This is a genomic window from Pseudoalteromonas sp. SiA1 (assembly GCF_018732205.1).
Taxonomy (GTDB): Bacteria; Pseudomonadota; Gammaproteobacteria; order Enterobacterales; family Alteromonadaceae; genus Pseudoalteromonas; species Pseudoalteromonas tetraodonis.
The window spans coordinates 648,874-668,001 of sequence record NZ_CP076084.1 but is presented as its reverse complement, the minus strand read 5'-3'; the positions used below and the strand labels follow the sequence as shown (position 1 = coordinate 668,001).

General features: G+C 38.8%; 14 protein-coding genes and 5 tRNA genes. 10 read left to right on the top strand and 9 right to left on the bottom strand.

Annotated features, from left to right (window positions below; genetic code table 11):
- Nucleotides 1-82: 82 nt before the first annotated feature.
- From KK487_RS03075 to KK487_RS03055, 5 genes are all read right to left on the bottom strand, one after another.
- Nucleotides 83-158 (bottom strand) — tRNA-Phe (locus KK487_RS03075).
- Nucleotides 159-199: 41 nt separating this feature from the next.
- Nucleotides 200-275, bottom strand: a tRNA-Thr gene (locus tag KK487_RS03070).
- Nucleotides 276-334: 59 nt separating this feature from the next.
- A tRNA-Phe gene (locus tag KK487_RS03065) sits at nt 335-410 on the bottom strand.
- A gap of 48 nt (nt 411-458) precedes the next feature.
- Nucleotides 459-534: transfer RNA gene (locus tag KK487_RS03060), tRNA-Thr, on the bottom strand.
- A gap of 72 nt (nt 535-606) precedes the next feature.
- Nucleotides 607-682: transfer RNA gene (locus tag KK487_RS03055), tRNA-Phe, on the bottom strand.
- Between the two features lie 306 nt (nt 683-988).
- On the opposite strand from KK487_RS03055, the gene KK487_RS03050 reads away from it, so the two are divergent.
- Entirely contained in the window at nt 989-3,772 is a 2,784-nt protein-coding gene (locus KK487_RS03050; protein ID WP_036956071.1) for an ATP-binding protein, read from the top strand.
- A 58-nt stretch (nt 3,773-3,830) separates the two neighbouring features.
- Here KK487_RS03050 and KK487_RS03045 read toward each other — a convergent pair whose 3' ends face one another.
- Both KK487_RS03045 and mutY read right to left on the bottom strand, forming a co-directional pair.
- Nucleotides 3,831-4,103, bottom strand: coding sequence for an oxidative damage protection protein (locus KK487_RS03045; protein WP_013464143.1), 273 nt, complete (start codon nt 4,101-4,103; stop codon nt 3,831-3,833).
- Between the two features lie 33 nt (nt 4,104-4,136).
- The gene (mutY, locus tag KK487_RS03040) at nt 4,137-5,198 is read right to left on the bottom strand and encodes an A/G-specific adenine glycosylase (protein WP_036956070.1); all 1,062 of its coding nucleotides are present in this window, start codon (nt 5,196-5,198) and stop codon (nt 4,137-4,139) included.
- Between the two features lie 150 nt (nt 5,199-5,348).
- On the opposite strand from mutY, the gene trmB reads away from it, so the two are divergent.
- The 4 genes from trmB to arcA all read left to right on the top strand — a co-directional run bounded on the left by trmB (nt 5,349) and on the right by arcA (nt 10,100).
- Nucleotides 5,349-6,074 (top strand): tRNA (guanosine(46)-N7)-methyltransferase TrmB, encoded by a 726-nt coding sequence (trmB, locus tag KK487_RS03035; RefSeq protein ID WP_024601262.1) that lies wholly within the window; start codon nt 5,349-5,351, stop codon nt 6,072-6,074.
- A gap of 36 nt (nt 6,075-6,110) precedes the next feature.
- The gene (locus tag KK487_RS03030) at nt 6,111-7,136 is read left to right on the top strand and encodes a methyltransferase (RefSeq protein ID WP_138764109.1); all 1,026 of its coding nucleotides are present in this window, start codon (nt 6,111-6,113) and stop codon (nt 7,134-7,136) included.
- Between the two features lie 183 nt (nt 7,137-7,319).
- On the top strand, nt 7,320-8,924 hold the full coding sequence (locus KK487_RS03025) for an ATP-binding protein (protein ID WP_033102601.1): 1,605 nt from the start codon (nt 7,320-7,322) through the stop codon (nt 8,922-8,924).
- 459 nt (nt 8,925-9,383) lie between these two features.
- Nucleotides 9,384-10,100 carry a two-component system response regulator ArcA gene (gene arcA, locus KK487_RS03020; RefSeq protein ID WP_008110444.1) on the top strand — a complete coding sequence of 239 codons (717 nt, stop codon included), beginning with the start codon at nt 9,384-9,386 and terminating at the stop codon, nt 10,098-10,100.
- A gap of 7 nt (nt 10,101-10,107) precedes the next feature.
- On the opposite strand, the gene arcB is transcribed toward arcA, so the two are convergent.
- Nucleotides 10,108-12,426 (bottom strand): aerobic respiration two-component sensor histidine kinase ArcB, encoded by a 2,319-nt coding sequence (gene arcB, locus KK487_RS03015; protein ID WP_215521984.1) that lies wholly within the window; start codon nt 12,424-12,426, stop codon nt 10,108-10,110.
- Between the two features lie 207 nt (nt 12,427-12,633).
- Here arcB and folE2 point away from each other — a divergent pair, with 207 nt between their 5' ends.
- From folE2 to KK487_RS02995, 4 genes are all read left to right on the top strand, one after another.
- Complete coding sequence (gene folE2, locus KK487_RS03010) at nt 12,634-13,554, top strand: GTP cyclohydrolase FolE2 (protein ID WP_016900622.1); 921 nt, start codon at nt 12,634-12,636, stop codon at nt 13,552-13,554.
- Nucleotides 13,555-13,656: 102 nt separating this feature from the next.
- Nucleotides 13,657-14,253 carry a DUF2726 domain-containing protein gene (locus KK487_RS03005; RefSeq protein ID WP_013464137.1) on the top strand — a complete coding sequence of 199 codons (597 nt, stop codon included), beginning with the start codon at nt 13,657-13,659 and terminating at the stop codon, nt 14,251-14,253.
- A 109-nt stretch (nt 14,254-14,362) separates the two neighbouring features.
- On the top strand, nt 14,363-15,070 hold the full coding sequence (gene mtnN / locus KK487_RS03000; protein ID WP_016900621.1) for a 5'-methylthioadenosine/S-adenosylhomocysteine nucleosidase: 708 nt from the start codon (nt 14,363-14,365) through the stop codon (nt 15,068-15,070).
- Entirely contained in the window at nt 15,071-16,033 is a 963-nt protein-coding gene (locus KK487_RS02995) for a cobalamin biosynthesis protein CobD/CbiB (protein ID WP_016900620.1), read from the top strand. It begins immediately after the preceding gene.
- 39 nt (nt 16,034-16,072) lie between these two features.
- Here KK487_RS02995 and tyrS read toward each other — a convergent pair whose 3' ends face one another.
- Nucleotides 16,073-17,272 (bottom strand): tyrosine--tRNA ligase, encoded by a 1,200-nt coding sequence (tyrS, locus tag KK487_RS02990; protein ID WP_016900619.1) that lies wholly within the window; start codon nt 17,270-17,272, stop codon nt 16,073-16,075.
- Between the two features lie 490 nt (nt 17,273-17,762).
- On the opposite strand from tyrS, the gene KK487_RS02985 reads away from it, so the two are divergent.
- Nucleotides 17,763-19,076, top strand: a complete 1,314-nt coding sequence (locus KK487_RS02985; protein ID WP_013464133.1) for a peptidoglycan DD-metalloendopeptidase family protein — start codon at nt 17,763-17,765, stop codon at nt 19,074-19,076.
- Nucleotides 19,077-19,128: the final 52 nt, after the last annotated feature.

Sequence of the window (19,128 nt, the reverse complement as noted above, 5' to 3'; positions counted from 1 at the left end):
TTTATGACGTGCTGGAAAAATAGAGCAGGATAGAAAAAACTTAGAAACAAAAAAGCCCCGCATATGCGAGGCTTTGTATAAATGGTGCCTCGACCCGGAATCGAACCAGGGACACGAGGATTTTCAATCCTCTGCTCTACCAACTGAGCTATCGAGGCACTTAAACAGTGCAAATAGTTAAATTAACTATTTAAATAAATGGTGCCGACTAACCGAGTCGAACGGTTGACCTACTGATTACAAGTCAGTTGCTCTACCAGCTGAGCTAAGTCGGCACACTAAACTGTGTGCTAAGGCACTTTATCAATTTTAAAGATTGATAACTTTTAATAAATGGTGCCTCGACCCGGAATCGAACCAGGGACACGAGGATTTTCAATCCTCTGCTCTACCAACTGAGCTATCGAGGCACTTAAACAGTGCTAGTGAACTGCTTTGAGCAATTTCACTTTTATAAATGGTGCCGACTAACCGAGTCGAACGGTTGACCTACTGATTACAAGTCAGTTGCTCTACCAGCTGAGCTAAGTCGGCACACTAAACTGTGTGCTAAGGCACGTGTAATAACGTTTAATCTTATGATTTTAAACACTATTACTTTAATAATGGTGCCTCGACCCGGAATCGAACCAGGGACACGAGGATTTTCAATCCTCTGCTCTACCAACTGAGCTATCGAGGCACTTAAACAGTGCTAATTAAAAATCTTAACGGATTTTTAATGCAATTCCCAGCTAGCTCTACTGACTGGCTATCTGGGCGTGCGGCGTATTAAACGAGTTTTGCCCCTACAAGTCAACTTTTTTTTTATTCTTTATAATCGTTTGAACGGTTTTCAAACAACTCGAGGCTATTTTCGTTAATACAGTGTATTTATCCAACAAAAGAGTTTAAAAAACGTAGTGAATTATTTTTTTTAGGTGTTACGATTGAATAATAACTTTCGGTACAGGCTTACCGTTTTAATAATAAGACCACAGGAAAACTCATGCAGAGCAAGCCCTCTTCAGCAATAAAAGGCCTACTACCTTTATTCTTAGTTAGTAACCTTATAATAACCGCATTATTTGTAGTCGCCTTTGTGCTTTATTCACAAAGTAATGCTGATAACAATGCATCTGCTCCAACCTCTACTTTATCGTTAACAAAACTTGCTGAGCGTCTTGATCAGCCTTTAGCAGAAGCATTAACAATATACGAGCAAGACAAGGTCACGCAATTACTCGATATGACCACCTTACTCAATGATGATTATAAATATACGCTCCACCGTTTTAATGCCAATAATCAAGCCGAGTTAGTTTATAGCAATAACAGTAAAGCAATTGCGCCTTTAGCTGTTAATAAACATATTAAAGAACAAAATACTCTTCATCATTTAATCTCATCAGAGGGGCAGATAATTGGAGAGCTTATTATTAAGCAAACACAGCCCTCAGTTACACCATCAAATCAACACTCACCACTAAATGCCTATGTTGTAGCCTTTGCTGCACTGGTGGTGCTGTTTTTATTAGCATTCATGTTGAATAAATACATTAACAAGCGATTACATAAAAATACAGATTCACTTACTCAAGAACTAAAAGAAATTACGCAAAATGATAACTATCAAAGCACCCTAAATGAGCAACTAGAGGGTGGTTTAGAAACGGTAGCTCAACAAGTTAATTTATTACTCAAAAAGGTGAGTAAGGTTCAAGCTGACGATCAAGCGGCAAAAAAAGAGTTAAAAAAATTACAAACAAGCCTTGAAACAGAAGTACAAAGCAGAACCTTTGAGTTAGAGAAACAAACGCAAAAAGCGCTAAAAGCCAGTGAAACTAAAACCACCTTTTTAGCCACTATGAGTCATGAAATAAGAACACCAATGAATGGTGTAATCGGTACCATTGATTTACTTCGTCAAACAGAACTTGATGGTGCACAGCAACGTTTAAGTACAATTATTCGTGAATCTGCATTTTCGTTACTCAGTATCTTAGATGATATTTTGGATTTTTCTAAAATTGAAGCAGGAAAGCTCAATATAGACCCGACTCCCTTCTCTGTTGCAGATACGCTAGAAGAAGTCGCAAAGGTGTTATCGTCTGTTGCAAAAAACCGTCACCTAGAACTCGATTTATCAATTGCACCGGATATTCCTAATAACCTTATGGGCGACTCAGTCAGGGTTCGCCAAGTACTTTATAACTTATGTAGCAATGCCATTAAATTTACCAGCACTAACGGCTCTACTCAAGGTAGGGTGAAAATATCGGTTGAAGTTGCACACAACACTGCCGATCATTTTACACTCCGTTTTTGTGTAGTTGATAACGGTAAAGGAATGAGTCAGTCTCAATTAAGGAAAATATTCAGCCCGTTTACTCAAGCTGAAAGCTCAATTACCCGAGAATTTGGCGGTACAGGACTTGGGCTTTCAATTTGTAAAAGCTTAACCGAGCTAATGCTTGGTACTATACATGTTACAAGCCATGAGGGGATTGGTAGTGAGTTTACCGTTGAACTGCCTTTTTCAACGGCAGGTAAAACTGAATTTGCTCATAAAAATACACTCAATAATAAACATGTTGTTGTTGTTAGTGACAATGCTGAACGCGGCAAGGTAATTTATCGTTACTTGTCATTCATGGGTGCCAAAATAACCTATGCCCATGAGCAAAAAGATATAGAAGATCATCAAGACACAAAGGATATTATTTGGGTTGTTGATGGTATTGACGACATGAGTAGCATTAGCACTTTGCTAAGAAGTTTACTTTACTCACTAGAAGATAATAATCAGCAAATGGTGGTATTAAGTAAGCTAGATGAAGCCGTTATTAATCATAAAAATATTTTTTATATTAATGCTTCACCACTGTGCAAATCTAACTTTATGCTTTCAATTTTGGTTGCGGCGGGCTTACATAAACCTAAGCAAATAAAAAAAGCTAAAAGCATGAATCATTACTTAAATTCAGAAGAAGCACTCGCTGCGAATAGGCTTGTTTTATTGGTAGAAGATAACTTACTAAACCAAGAGGTACTTACCGAGCAGTTACACATACTAGGGTATAGTGTGGAAGTAGCGAATAATGGTGAGGAAGGCATAGAGATGTGGCGTAAAAACAGCTATTCGCTCATCCTAACCGATTTACATATGCCGAAAATGTCTGGCTACGATATGGTTGAAAAGATTAGAGAAGAAGCAGCACTGTTAGAAGCAATCGACGCCCAACCTTATATTATTGCTGTAACAGCCAATGCCTTAAAAGGCGAAAGAGAACGCTGTTTAGCTGTGGGAATTAATGACTTTATAACTAAACCGATTGAGTTAAATGCGCTTGAGGACATATTAAATCAATGGAGCGATTTAGATAATAAACAGCCAAAACAAATTAGCTCAGCTGAAAAGCCAGCCATGCCTATTAACATGGAGTCTGCCAACAAATATATAAATGGCGATGATGCTAAAAAAATTCGCTTCTTTAAAATGTATTTAGAGCAAAGCCAAGAACAAATTAAATCAATCAACTTTGCGGTACTACAGAAGAGTCAAAGTGAAATTATAGCTGCCTGCCATCAATTGAAATCTATATCAAAAACAGTGGGGGCTAATATTGTGGCTGATTTAGCGCAGTCATTTGAGGATAAGTGTAAGGCTGATGAAATCAATGCCGATGAGTTAATTGAGATGAGAGATGAGCTCGAAATTGAATATTCAAGAGCAGCACAATTTTTAAAAGAACAAATTAGAAACCACGATCAACAAGATGACTTGATTTAACTAAACTGTTCATAGGTATGCACAACAAAAAAGGGCTTTTATAGCCCTTTTTTAACGATTATTTTTCTACTGGCTTATAGCCTTCAATCTCAACCTCTTTTCCTTCAAATAAAAAGCCAACCATTTGCTCTTCTAAAAAGGTACGATGTTCTGGGTCCATCATATTTAAATGCTTTTCATTGATCAGCATCGTTTGTTTATGCTGCCACTGTCCCCATGCTTCTTTAGATATATTATTAAAAATCTTTTCGCCAATTTCCCCAGGATAAAGTTGAAATCCAAGGCCTTCAGCTTCTTTTTGTAACTTTTGACAAAATACAGTACGTGCCATGATTTATTCTCTCTAACGCTAAATGCTGCTAGTTTAACCTATTGGGCTCATTTGTTTAACCAACTTTTTAGTCGGTGCAGCTAAACCCACCTCTATTGATTGATCAAGTGGATACCATATTAATTGCTTGTCGTTCACCACATCAGGGATTTGCTGAACATTGAGCACATGTGGGTTTATGGTTAGCTCAAAATGTGAGAACACATGGCTAAAAGGCGCTAATATCTCAAGCTCACTTTTTAGCCCTTGCTGTGCTAAAAAAGTATTGAGCTCACTGTGCTCATTAAATTCAAAAAAACCAAATAATCCCCCCCAAATGCCACTACTTGGGCGTTTTTCCATGAGTACTTTGTCGTTATGTTTAATAATTAACTGATGACAACTTTTTTTAGGCACTGCTTTTTTAGGTTTAGAATGTGGGAACTCTTTAACCTTACCCGCATTAAAAGCACCACATTGTGTTTTTAACGGGCATGCTTCACAGTCAAAACGACTTCGTGAACAAAGGCTTGCCCCTAAATCCATCATAGCTTGATTAAACTCAGTCACATTATTTTTAGGGGTGAGTTGTTCACTTAAATGCCACAGCTGATTTTCTACCTTTTTGACGCCATACCAACCTTCAACCATGAAAAATCGTGCAAGCACCCTTTTTACATTGCCATCAAGAATAGGATGATGCTGCCCCAAAGATAAAGATAAAACAGCACCCGCAGTAGAGCGCCCTATTCCGGGTAAATCCATTACCTCTTCAAGCGTGCTGGGAAACTGGCCTTGATATTTGTCTCGCACTATTTTGGCCGTTTTATGTAAGTTGCGCGCGCGTGCGTAGTAACCTAGACCAGTCCAGTGATGCAGAACCTGATCTTCATCAGCATTTGCTAAAGCAATAATATCGGGAAAGCTTTGCATAAACTTTTCGAAATAGGGAATAACAGTCACAACTTGGGTTTGCTGCAGCATCACCTCAGACACCCATACTTTATAAGGTGTTTTAGCTAATTGCCATGGCAATGTTTTGCGCCCATGGAGATGATACCAATCAACTACTTGGTTAGAAAACCAATCAGACTGCTGCTTTTTTAAATCCAACATATTTACTTTTTTACTAATGCTTAATGGCGGCTCAGTCTATTGTAGTTGTTGAAAAGATCAAGCTATAACGCCCTAGAGCTTGTCAACCCCGCGCGGGTCAGGGATAATACGCAACCATTTTTAAACACATTGTTTTGTCAGGCCAATAATATGAGTGAATCAAGTAACAACAACCTTGAGCAAGCTAAGCAAGAAGGTAAGTATATCCGCACTATTCGTAGTTTTGTAAAACGCGAAGGCCGATTAACCAAAGGCCAAGCCGCTGCAATCGAAAAATGCTGGCCAACAATGGGGCTTGAGCATAAAAACGGCCTGCTTGATTTAAACGCAGTATTTGGCAATGACAATGATGTAGTGTTAGAAATTGGCTTTGGTATGGGCAAGTCATTGGTTGAAATGGCAAAAAACGCACCACATCTTAACTTTATCGGTATAGAAGTACATCGCCCAGGCGTTGGCGCGTGTTTAATGGATGCCGACGAAGCAGGCGTTACTAATCTTCGTGTATTTGAACACGACGCCGTTGAAGTCCTTGCAGATTGTATAAGTGATGAAAGCTTATCGACCTTACAATTGTTCTTCCCTGATCCATGGCACAAAAAGCGTCACCATAAGCGCCGTATTGTACAAACTGAGTTTGCAGAAAAACTACGTTCTAAATTAAAAATTGGCGGCGTTTTTCATATGGCAACCGATTGGGAAAACTATGCAGAACATATGCTTGAAGTAATGCAAGCAGCACCTGGTTACAAAAACCAATCAGAGACTAACGACTATGTACCTCGTCCTGATTTACGTCCGCTGACTAAGTTTGAACAACGTGGCCATCGTTTAGGCCATGGCGTATGGGATTTAATGTTCGAACGTACTAAATAACCGTTAATTAAATAATCAAGTAAGGTAAAGCCATTTATGAGCGTATTAACCAATCCGAGCCTATTATTACTTCGCAACAGCGAGGAGCTAAAAGGTAAATCAATATTGGTGGTCAACTTTGTTCAAGATGGCTTTTTAAATGAGCTAAAAACGCTCAACCCACAAAGTAAAATAACGGCTTTTAGCTATAACCATGCAAATGGTGAATTTGCTAAAAACATATCGGGTATAAATGTAGAAGTTAATCACACGATTAACGCCGGTGAATATGATTTAGTAATTCTTTATTACCCCAAGTCTAAGCCCGAGCTATTAATGGCATTAGACAACATACGCGCAGTGATAAGTAAAGAAGCTGAGCTGCTAGTCGTTGGCGAAAACAAAAGCGGTGTAAAATCAATTGAAAAGCAACTCGCCAATAAAACGGCGTTTAGTAATAAAATTGACTCTGCAAAACACTGCGTTTTATATTCATTTTCAGAAATAACCCTGAATTCAACATTTGATATTAGTACTTACCACAAAGAGTTTATGGTAAACGTAAGTGATATTGAGTTTACTGCTGTAAGTATTCCTGGCGTGTTTAACCATGGCGGCCTTGATGCAGGCACTAAAATGCTATTAGAAAATGCACCAAATATAAAACACGGTAACGTTCTTGATTTTGGTTGTGGCGCGGGGCTTATTGCTACGTTTTTAGGGCTAAAAAATCCGGCTCTTACATTTACATGTAGTGATGTAAGCGCACTGGCTGCCTATGCAACAACACAAACGCTTAAACTTAATAACGTTAATGGTGAAGCCGTACTGAGCGATGGTTTAAACAGCATTGCAGGTAAGTTTGATTTAATTATTAGTAACCCACCATTTCATACCGGTATTGCAACTGACTACACAGTGGCCGAATCGTTTTTAAATAATGCCAAACAGCACCTAACTAAAACAGGTAAGCTCACTATTGTTGCTAATAGCTTTTTAAAATATCCACCTATTTTAGAAGCCCAATTTGATAGTTATCAAACGGTGTTTAAGAATAATAAGTTTGCAGTATACAGTAGCTAAAACTTATTATTAATCCCCTATCAAAACATAAATATGCGGTATATTAGCCGCATATTTACTTTATGACGTAGATTAACTGAGAATAAATAGTGTAATTAAGCTAATCTTTTTGCTTCACTTTTTCCTGTTTTTGCTAAACTAGTATTTATTACATTCACAATTGACACGGATGACACTCTCGCAATGCCTAAAACTGTAGAGCAAAATAGCATTCGTAGCATATTGTTTAAAACCATCATGCTTATAACAGCCATCTGTTTGCTATTATCTCTTTCTATTTCTACTTACTTAAGTACACAAGAGCAAAAAAAGCAGCTGATTAGTAAACTTGTGCTGGTGTCAGAGATCATTGCCTTTGATGCAATGCCGTCATTACTAAATAAAAATAGACCTGCAGAAGAAAGGCGGTTAAAGCTTCTTCAACAAGTCTCATCGGTTACAAACTTACATATTTATGCGCTAGATGAGCAAACAAGAAAACCAGTATTTTTTACCAGTTTTAATGCCCGAAAATCGCCACCTGTACCAATCAAAACAGACAGCATTAACGACTTTATAGAACCCCAAGTAGGTGATGAGTTTATTGAGTACATTACTCCAATACTCAATAATGATCAGTTACTGGGTTATGTGTATATTAGGGGCAGCTTGGATAACTTAAATAAGCTTATCACTAAAAAAATTATAATTGATATTGCCATTATCGCTTTAATACTTATCTTCATCTCTTTGATTATTTTAAGGCTACAAAAAAGGATAGCCAGCCCCATAGAAAACTTAAGCTTGTTACTGCAAAACATAGCTAAAAATCATAACTACTACGCCCGGGCGCCTTTAACAAACTTAACTGAAATAACCCGGCTTTCTAATAGCTTAAATGTAATGCTGGCGCGAACACAAAGACAAATAGAGCGCCACGAAGAAGATAAAAAAGAAATTAAGCTACTAAACTCAAACCTTGAAGAAAAAGTAAGCCAACGAACCATCGCGCTCAGAGAAGCAAATAAAGAGTTGCTATCTACACTTGAAAAGATGCACCAATACCAAACTCAAATTGTCGAAAACAAAAAAATGGCTTCATTAGGGCAAATGGTGGCAGGTGTAGCTCATGAGGTAAATACCCCTATAGGGCTTGGGATCACTGGTTCTACTTTACTAAGGGATAAACTCGCGGAGCTACAAATTAACTTTCAAAATAAGTCATTGACTGCCAGTCAATTTGAGCAATTTACTAACGATGGCATTGAAAACTTAGACCTCATCTACAGTAGTTTAAACCGTGTCGCAGAGCTTATTTCTAACTTTAAAAAAGTGGCCGTGATTAAAGATGATGAAATCACTAGCACCGTTCACTTACAGCAGCTCATAAACGATACATTATTGTCTATGGGGCAAGAATTAAGAATAAAAAATCCTAAAGTTCTTATAAATTGTCCAGCAGATTTAACCGTTGAAAGTAAAAAAGGGCCACTGCAGCAAGTTTTCCATCAACTAATTTTAAACTCCCTACTACACGGATTTGTAGCTGGCGGTGACAATGTAGTGCAAATTGATATTGTGGCAACAAACACAAAAACACAAATTACCTACACCGATAACGGCCTAGGTGTAGAGAGCAACATAAGAGCGAAAATTTTTGACCCCTTTGTTACTTCAAAACGCGGTCAAGGAGCCAGTGGTTTAGGCATGCATTTAGTTTACAACTTAGTGACCCAGGCTTTGGCTGGAGAGATTGTGTTAGATACTGAGTATCAATCAGGAGCACGATTTATTATTACGCTATTTTAAAAAGTGAAATAAATCCGTTGTCTGCTCTTGAATTACGACTTTATGACCATACTAAGACAGCACTCATTGAACAGTTGTACCATTAATGCTGTATTTTCACACAATTAATGAACTTAATTGTGTTTAACATATCACATACATTGATGAAAAATTGTAAAGTGATATAATTTCGTTTTGAATTAGTCTGATTATTTTAAGTATCTTTAGGTGGTTGATGGATGTATCAATTATTAAAGGGAAATGGCTTCGACTTTATAATTCAAATTATACATCCAACGTTAAGTATCAATTAAGCCGCGGTTTTTAATAATACGTCAAAGTAGGTTTGGGCGCGCAGCTGTTTTTATCTAATTTGTTTTTACTTGTTAACATTTAGATATAATCCTATAATTCTAGTAGTCGGTTTTGATGAACACACCGATTTTAAAATAAAACACACTCCAAAAAGGTTAATTAAAAATGCAAACGCCAGTCATTCTGATCGTAGAGGATGAAGACGTAACTAGACTAAACCTCGTTAGTTTATTTGAAGCCGAAGGTTACAAAGTTATTGAAGCCATTGATGGCGATGATATGCATGATAAGCTTACAAATAACGATGACGTCAATCTTGTAGTTATGGACATCAACCTGCCAGGTAAAAACGGGCTTATTTTAGCTCGCGAATTACGCCAAAAACGCAAAGTTGGTCTTATTTTCTTAACAGGCCGTGACAACGATGTAGACCGTATTTTAGGTCTTGAAATTGGTGCTGATGACTATATTACTAAGCCTTTCAACCCGCGTGAATTAACTATTCGTGCTCGTAACTTAATTACGCGTACTGCATTAGGTGGTGAAGAGTCTGCTATTGAAACAAATGGCGTGATCACCTTTAACGGTTGGGAACTTGACGAAAACAGTCGTTGCCTTACTTCTCCAAACGGAGACGCGAAACGTCTACCTAAAGGCGAATACAGAGCACTGCGTTTAATGCTTGACTCTCCGGGTCGTATATTTAGCCGTGAGCAACTAATTAAGCACATGACTGGCCGAGAGCTTCGCGCTAACGACCGTACGGTTGACGTAACAATTCGTCGTATCCGCAAACACTTTGAAAGCGACAACTCAACGTCTGAGTTAATCAGCACCATCCATGGTGAAGGTTACCGTTTCATTGGTAAAATCGACAGCTAATTAGTTATTACTCTAATTGCTGTAAAAATAAATGAAGGGCCTGTTGTCCTTCATTTATTTTATCTGTTAACTCCTCAAGCCACACAGCTAACACTTCGTCACTTTGATCCAGCGCCCCATGCTCCATTTGCTTTGCATGCAACTGAACATCATTAAGACCCACCGAACCTGCCGCACCTTTTAATTTGTGCGCAACCGATTTGTACTCTTCTCTATCAGCAGCGTTTAACGAAGCTAATAGCTCTTGTTGGTACTGCGGATTTAGCTTTGCGAACAACTGGCTACTGCGTTTAAATACTTCAACGCCCATCGAATTTACAAAGTCTTCAATGGTTTCAACATCCAACAAGTCAGTATTAATTTGATTTAATAACGCTTGATTGACCACTCGTTGAGGAGCCTCGGTTTGCGCTTGCTTAATGCCAAAGAGTTCAGCGAGCATATTATCTAACTTGCTTGTGTTTATTGGTTTAGCTAGTGCGCCTTGAATAGATATACCCTCAAGCTCCTCTTCAGCACTGCGTACATTGGCCGTTAATGCCACTATTGGTAGCTGATCAAAATGACTTTGAGCGCGAATTTGTCTTGCCACTTCGTCACCATTAATATCAGGCAACTGCATATCAAGTAATACTAAATCTAAGTCATCTTCAGTTTCGACAAACGATAAAGCATCTTCACCCGTTTCAGCCCACAGCACTTCGTGTCCACGTTGCTCTAGTAGGTTAGTAGTAATTTCAGCATTAAGTGGCACATCCTCCACTAATAAAATATATAAGCTACGCCCAACATAACTATGTTCGGTAGGAGCACTACATAAATTCAGCGGAATTTGTACCGTAAAGCAGCTGCCCTCTCCTGGGGTACTATTAACCGTTATTGTGCCTTTCATTGCGCTTACTAACGCTTTGGTGACAGCTAAGCCAATACCTGAACCAATGGCATTGGTGCCTTTAAGATCTGGCGCTTTATAGTACATGTCAAAAATGCGTGTTAGTTGCTCTTGTGGAATACCTTCACCGGTATCGAGTATTTTAATAATAAGCCAAGGGCCATCTTCACGGTTTTCTCTGGCACAATCTAAGATTACGCTCCCTTGTTGAGTAAACTTAACGGCGTTATTAATTAAGTTCCATACCACTTGGCGTAAACGAGTCGGGTCAAGCAATGCATATATGTCAAGCATGCCAGAACGCTTCACTTCAAACGAAAGCTCTTTTTGCTCAGCAATAAGGCCTGCAAAGTTAACTACATCGTTGATAAAGTCCGAAACATTAATTTCGTTGGCGGCAATATCTAACTGCTCACGGTCAATTTTATCTAAATCTATAATATCGTTAAATATGTTACCTAGCGTTTCGGCGCTTGAAAACACGGTATTACACCAACTGCGTTGCTGTTTGTTTAATTCGGTATCCAGTAGCATGCGCGTTAAGCCCACAATACCATTAAGCGGTGTGCGTAACTCATGGCTTAATGTGGCAATAAATTTCCCTTTATCTTTATAAGCTGTTTCTAGTGCCTGCGCAGCTTCTTTACGACTGGTAATATCACGGCCAAACGCAAGTAAACCAATGTAATCCCCTTGTTCATTAATAAAGGGAAGTTTACGCAATTCAAACCACCTAATTTCACCGTTTACTGAGTACTCCACATCTATAGTTAAACCTTGGTGCGTACGCTCAACCTGCTCATCGGTTCTGAGTACTTCTGATAAAAAGTGGCTTGGGAATATTTCTTCTGCGGCTTTACCAATAAGTTCGCCACTGGTTTTGCCCATTACCTCTTCAAACATTTTATTACAACCGGCAAACACCCCGTTGTTATCGCGGTAATAAAATAAATCCGGCGAGGAGTCTACTATTGAGCGCAGTAACATGCCTTGCTGTGCGAGTTCTTGTTGTGTTTTTTTACGCTCTGCAATTTCACGCCTGAGCTCTTCTATTGCTCGATGTTTGGCATGAAAAGCCATTTTACGTTCGTCAATTTCAATATTTAAGCGGTTAATATTGTCTTTGAGGGTTTGATTTAAAAGCTTCTCTTGTTTTGTGGCACTATCTAAATAAGCATAAGAGGCATCAAGTTGCCGAATAGAGTTTAATAATATGCTGATAACTAAAGGAGAAACAACCGAGGTAAAAAATACTACGGCCAGTATATCAACCAAGTTTACTTCGCCTATGGCAACGTAATAAAACATACTTGATAAAACCAGCGATATTGTTAGTAATAATGCATAGCAAATAGCAGCAGTTTTAAACTCACCAAAACGAGTTATTGAACTGGAAAGAACTCGAACCCACGGGTTCAAAGAAGAATCAGTCATATATCAGTTTTTCTCTTAGCTAAATGCTTAGGGTCTGTTGACCTTTCAAGGTTAAAAGCTAATTTTAGCATTTTCTATCAGCTATTTTCATGTTGTGCGACAAAAACAATAAAATTTCATGTTTGGTGTTATTTGCTGCATTTCAGCAAATCTTTATTTAGTGTAAAATGCGGCGTTTTAAATATTGCAAATAACGAGTAACGTATCATGCAAAAAACTATGCCAGATATTGCTAACACGGCTGCCGCATTACAAACAGGTAAATTAGACTGGGTAGGTATGGGCGATATAGAGCTGCCTTTTATTTTTGAATCTCTTGATTTAGCTCCAGTTACCGTTAATGCAAAAGCACGCGCCTTTGTTAATTTACACAAAGAAGATGCTAAAGGCATTCATATGTCGCGACTATTTTTAGCGTTGGATCACCTCTCAACTGAGCAACAGGTCAATCCACAAACCTTAGCACAAGCCTTAGATACCTTTATCACCAGTCATGAAGGCTTAAGTGATAAAGCACACATTGAATTTAAATTTGAATTGCCGCTACGCCGTAAGTCATTACTTAGTGGTAAAGCAGGTTGGAAAAGCTATCCCATTGTACTTACCAGCACTATAAATCAAGGCGTTATTAGTTTTGAGCTCAGCGTTGATGTGACTTATTCATCAACTTGCCCCTGCTCTGCAGCACTGGCTCGCCAATTAATTCAAAACGCATTCAGCGAAAAGTTTTCTCAAGAAACACTCACTCAATCAGAAGTTTTAGAGTGGCTTGGAACAACTCAAGGCATTGTAGCAACCCCGCATTCACAGCGTTCAATTGCTAATGTTAAAGTTAAATTAGCAAATAACATTGAACAGTTTGATGTGGTTAACTTAATAAACTTACTAGAAGATGAGCTAAAAACACCAGTACAAGCTGCGGTAAAACGTGAAGACGAACAAGAGTTTGCTCGCTTAAACGGTCAAAATTTAATGTTTTGTGAAGACGCAGCACGAAAAATTAAAACGACGTTAGAGTCAAAAGAGTTTAGCGATTACTTCCTGCAAATTAACCATTATGAGTCTTTACATGCTCATGATGCAGTTGCGATTGCCGTAAAAGGTATTGAAGGCGGCTATAAAGCATAATAGTGCTCATCCCCATTCGTTAATAAAACAACCATAACAACTATTTGGGCACATAAATTGCTTTAGAAAAGCAGTGTCAATTTGTTGTTATGGAGTTACCGTATGGAATTCGCTTTATTATTAATATTAGTGCTAGTTGTTGGGGCATCTGTCGTTGCGTCAAAATTTAATGATGACGGCGGAAACCCTTATCCTTTTACTCGTAAGCAAAGTGTATTTACCCAAGTAGAAGGGGCATTTCTGAATTTATTAGAGCGCGCTGTTGGCGATCAATATAAAATTGTTAGTCGCGTTAAACTAATCGATGTGATTGACTGTAAACAAGGCCTGTCTGTTAAATCTAAACGTGCGGCAATGGCTAAAGCAAAAAATAAGCAGCTCGACTTTGTTTTAGTAGATAAAGAAAAAATGACCATAGTGGCTGCGGTTGACTTAGTTAATAACGCCAATAAAGATGGCCACAAAGCACAGCGCGACTGGTTTGTTAATGGCGCATTGGAAGCCGCAGGTATTCCACATATTCGTATGAAAGTGAAGGCAGGCTACCGCCCAAGCGAAGTACGCGATGCAATTATGTTTAAATTAGGTAAGCCAGCGGCATCTAAACCTTCACGACCTACGCGCGCTAGAGTTCATAAACCGGCGGTACTATCTCCTTCTCAAGCAAAGGCACAATCAACAGCCCTTGCTGAAATATAATCAATAAGTTTATAAAGTGCGGGCTTTTTAAGCTCGCATTTTTGTTTGTTTTACCCCACGTTATTTTTTGCAGTATAATCACCGTATTCAAACTCAGGAATTTAACACTATGAATGTTGGTATTATTGGCGCAATGGAGCCAGAAGTTAAAATTTTGCGCGAGGCGATGCAAAATCCACAAGTTTTAACCAAGGCTGGTTTTACTTTTTACACAGGCGAGCTTGCAGGCAATACCGTCACTTTAGTGCAATCAGGTATAGGTAAAGTCGCTTCGACAATCGCAACCACATTACTTATCGATAACTTCAATCCAGATTGTGTTATTAACACTGGCTCTGCCGGTGGATTCGACCCATCACTAAACGTTGGCGATGTAGTAATTTCATCTGAAGTACGTCATCACGATGTTGATGTAACAGCGTTTGGTTACGAAATTGGCCAAGTACCACAAATGCCAGCAGGTTTTACTGCTCACCCTAAACTTGTAGAAGCAGCCGAGCAAACAATTGCACAAATTAGTGAAGTAAAAACCCTTGTTGGTTTAATTTGCACTGGCGACTCGTTTATGTGCGACCCTGTTCGTATTGAAAAAGCACGCAGTGACTTCCCTACAATGCTAGCAGTAGAGATGGAAGGTGCATCAATTGCGCAAACGTGTTTTGCACTTAATACACCATTTGTTGTTATTCGCTCAATGTCTGATATTGCAGGCAAAGAGTCGCCGCAATCATTTGAAGAATACTTAGAAACAGCCTCTATAAATTCATCAAAAATGGTCGTAGCTTTACTTGAGAAATTAACGGCGGTTACGCTGTAAATGCTCAATAATATTGTTCAAAATCATTTGGACTTTATTGTATTTATTTGTGCGCTCCTTGCTGAGCGCTTTTTACCTTTAGTAAGTTGGTATCACCCTAACCACATACTCTCTGCTATTTTTAGCGCTATAAGCCAGCGTATTTATAAAAAAACAGACACCAAGCAATATCATTATTTAGCAGCCTCAATGGCAAGTACGCTTATACTTAGTACTGTGCTTATTATTGTAGTTTTACTGCTTCAGCTTGCCTTTTACCCCGAGCTGTTATCAGGTCTTATTTTATATTTATGCCTAGAAAACAGTAGCCTGAATAAAAAAGCGATACGCATAGCTAGGCTAGTCAAAAAAAATCAAAAATCGACAGCACGCGAATTATTAAAGCCACTAGTAGCCCGTGAAGTTAATGCACTTTCAAGCCCCGGGATCATTAAAGCCATTATGGAAAGTGTCATACTTAGAACGGCGCGTCATTACTTTGTAGTAATTTTCATATTTTTAGTATTGGGCCCCGTCGCCGCTCTCGCCTATCGTTTAATCACTTTAATTCAACAGGCGTGGCGAAGTGATATAGCCCCAAACAGCTCTTTTTTGATGCCGCTTAAACTGGTTCTTTTTATTGTTGAGTACATTCCCATACGTTTACTCGCGCTGACAATTGCCTCACTAAAGGCCAGTAAAAAAAGCATGCATTATATTAAGCATTATGGCCGACACTTCTATCAAACCAATACAGGCTGGTTACTTAGTGTATGTTCTGCATCTTTGGGGGTACAACTTGGTGGGCCTGCTATTTATAATACACAGCGTTTTAATAAAATGCGTGTCGGTGTAGAGCGTCTTCCCAACGCCGATGACTTACCACAACTACTCAATACACTTAACCAAACTCGCTTTTTTTGGCTTCTGATTATTATTAGCGTTGAAGTTATTAAGGCTGTTCTCGTTTTTAAGTTCGCATAAAAAAACCAGCCGTAGCTGGTTTTTATAATGTCCGAAGTTTTAAGCTACGGTGATATTTGCAAATTTGCGTTTACCTACTTGGTAAATTGCCGTTGTGCCTTTTGCAATTTCCAATTTGGTATCTGTAATTTTGTCTTCGCCGTTAAGCTTTACAGCACCTTGTTTGATCATCCTCATGGCCTCTGAGGTACTCGCCACTAAGCCCGCTTCTTTAAGTAAGTTAGCGATTAAAATTGACTCTTCATTAATATTAACTGTCAGCTCAGGGATTTCATCTGGCAAGGCTTTTTTCTGAAAACGCTGAATGAAATCATCATGAGCAGCTTGCGCATCAGCTTCACTGTGAAAACGCGCAATTAGCTCTTTAGCTAATTCAATTTTAATATCGCGCGGGTTAGTACCCTGCTCTACACGCTGTTTTTGCGCTGCAATTTGCTCAATAGAAAGGCTACTTAGCAAATCGTAGTAACGCCACATGAGTACGTCGCTAATTGACATGATTTTACCGAACATATCTGAAGGCGTATCAGTAATACCAATATAATTACCGAGTGACTTCGACATTTTCTGAACGCCGTCAGTTCCCTCAAGTAAAGGCATCATTAATACTGTTTGTGGTTTTTGACCTTCATCTTTTTGCAGCTCACGACCCATTAATAGGTTAAAACGCTGATCGGTGCCCCCTAGCTCAACATCTGACTCTAATGCGACTGAATCCCAGCCTTGCACCAGTGGATACAAAAACTCATGAATCGCAATCGATTGACCGCCAGCATAGCGCTTTTTAAAATCATCACGCTCAAGCATACGCGCCACAGTTTGACGCGCGGCTAATTTTATCATCCCCGCAGCGCCTAATTTCTCCATCCATGTAGAGTTAAAAGCGACGGTTGTTTTAGCCGGGTCTAAAATTTTGAACACCTGCTCTTTATAGGTTTCGGCGTTGGCAAGCACGTCATCACGTGTAAGTGGTTTACGGGTCACATTTTTGCCCGTTGGATCACCAATCATACCGGTAAAATCACCAATTAAAAAAATAACCTCATGACCTAAATCTTGAAAGGTTTTCATTTTATTAATGAGTACAGTGTGACCTAGGTGTAAATCTGGAGCCGTAGGATCAAAACCAGCTTTAATTTTTAGCTTTTTCCCCGACTTTAATTTTTCAACCAACTCATCTTCAATTAATATCTCTTCTGCACCGCGTTTTATCTCTGCTAGAGCGGTTTGTAAATCCACTGTGTGTTACTCCAAAAAATTCTGACAACGAAGGGGTGTAATATGCTCACGGTTTATTGCTAGCGCGTTATCACAAAGCAAATAAAACTATTTAGCTAACATAACAAATTTCCACCTAATTAGAACAACTTTTTTAACTAATCGCAGCACCAACTAAAATGCAGGGTGTACGTTCTAAAAGGGGATATAAACGAGCGATTAATAATACGCCAAAAGTGTTTATCACAAACTAAAAACAGTTTACAAATTAATCACTTTTCGTAATTAAACCGTTTTATAAGCTAATTTAACATTATGATGAAAAAGCAAAGTATCCAAGAATATAAAATAGTGTAACAGTTCAACTTTAAACACAAACAGCCTGAATACCCTATGATTTTAGCCTAATTTAACTCGAGTTTAAATCTACAAAATACTAGTATTCACAGATTATTCGTTATATCCTGCAATATAACCTATTTATTATCTTGACAGCAGAAAAAGGCACGTTATGGTTCACGTGGTTAACACGCTCCCCAAAAAACACAAAATGCTTATTCTAGGTTTGGTTTCTGCTATTGTTGCCTTAGCCTTTCTTCCTTCTGAAAAAGCCACTGCATCCAAAGACAATAGTGAAAACACACTAGAAATTGGTAAGCGCTATGAATTACAAATTAAAGTAGGTGAGAACGAAAAACTCACTGACCTTAATTCAGAGCAGGCAGCACAAAAACTTCCAGAATATGATTTTGTCGATCACCAAGTTAAAAATGGTGACAACTTAGCGATTATTTTTAAGCGCGCTGGTTTTTCTGCGCAAACGCTGCATAAACTTGTAAACACCAACGCTGAAACACGTAAGCTAACTAAAATTCACCCAGGTGAAACGTTAAGCTTTGCTACCGCCGAAGACGGTTCATTAGCTCAATTACGCTACGTTATTTCTAAAACGGATACGCTATTCGTCACACTTAATGACGAAGGCCAATACGACACCTCAATTGACAGCAAAGAAATAGAAACACTGAGCAAAACAGCCGGTGGGGAAATTTCAAGTAGCTTTTGGACCTCTGCAATTGCAGCAGGTTTAAGTGAACGCCAAATCATGAACTTTGCCGATATATTTGGTTGGGACGTCGATTTTGCTAACGACATTCGCAAGGGTGATGAATTTGGCTTAATTTATGAGTCTCATTTTGTTGACGGTGAGTTTATTGGCACCGGTAAAATTATTGCCGCTGAATTTATAAACCAAGGTGAGCGTTACACCGCTATTCGTCACACAGACGGTAACTTTTACACCCCTGAAGGCCGTAGTATGAAAAAAGCCTTTTTGCGTGCGCCTGTTAATTTCAAATATATTAGTTCAAGCTTTAACCCTCGCCGCCTACACCCTGTTACAGGACAAGTGAAAGCACATCGCGGCATTGATTACGCTGCACGCACAGGCACGCCAGTTGTATCATCGGGTAATGGTAAAGTAATTAAAGCAGGCTATAGCAAATATAATGGTAATTACGTATTTATTAGCCATGGTACTCAATATGTTACTAAGTACTTACACCTTAACAAGCGCTTAGTCAGAACAGGGCAAAAGGTAAAACAGGGAGAAAAAATAGGTACTGTTGGCTCAACTGGTCGTGTAACCGGTGCGCATTTACATTATGAGTTTTTGGTTAACGGCGTTCACCGTAACCCTAAAACCGTAAAACTACCTAAGTCTGAACCATTACCTCGTTCAGAGCTTGCTAAATTTAAGCCTATTGCTGATAACTTTATCGCGCAACTAGAGCGTAATCGTGAGCTACAACTAGCACTTAGATAACCACTTCACTGATTAAATAAAAAAGCCTTTGTTGGGGTTACCCGCAAAGGCT

Coding starts and splice junctions, on each gene's coding strand:
- KK487_RS03050 (WP_036956071.1), top strand. CDS start 989: ATGCAGAGCAAGCCCTCTTCAGCAATAAAAGGCCTACTACCTTTATTC.
- KK487_RS03045 (WP_013464143.1), bottom strand. CDS start 4,103: ATGGCACGTACTGTATTTTGTCAAAAGTTACAAAAAGAAGCTGAAGGC.
- mutY (WP_036956070.1), bottom strand. CDS start 5,198: ATGTTGGATTTAAAAAAGCAGCAGTCTGATTGGTTTTCTAACCAAGTA.
- trmB (WP_024601262.1), top strand. CDS start 5,349: ATGAGTGAATCAAGTAACAACAACCTTGAGCAAGCTAAGCAAGAAGGT.
- KK487_RS03030 (WP_138764109.1), top strand. CDS start 6,111: ATGAGCGTATTAACCAATCCGAGCCTATTATTACTTCGCAACAGCGAG.
- KK487_RS03025 (WP_033102601.1), top strand. CDS start 7,320: ATGCCTAAAACTGTAGAGCAAAATAGCATTCGTAGCATATTGTTTAAA.
- arcA (WP_008110444.1), top strand. CDS start 9,384: ATGCAAACGCCAGTCATTCTGATCGTAGAGGATGAAGACGTAACTAGA.
- arcB (WP_215521984.1), bottom strand. CDS start 12,426: ATGACTGATTCTTCTTTGAACCCGTGGGTTCGAGTTCTTTCCAGTTCA.
- folE2 (WP_016900622.1), top strand. CDS start 12,634: ATGCAAAAAACTATGCCAGATATTGCTAACACGGCTGCCGCATTACAA.
- KK487_RS03005 (WP_013464137.1), top strand. CDS start 13,657: ATGGAATTCGCTTTATTATTAATATTAGTGCTAGTTGTTGGGGCATCT.
- mtnN (WP_016900621.1), top strand. CDS start 14,363: ATGAATGTTGGTATTATTGGCGCAATGGAGCCAGAAGTTAAAATTTTG.
- KK487_RS02995 (WP_016900620.1), top strand. CDS start 15,071: ATGCTCAATAATATTGTTCAAAATCATTTGGACTTTATTGTATTTATT.
- KK487_RS02985 (WP_013464133.1), top strand. CDS start 17,763: ATGGTTCACGTGGTTAACACGCTCCCCAAAAAACACAAAATGCTTATT.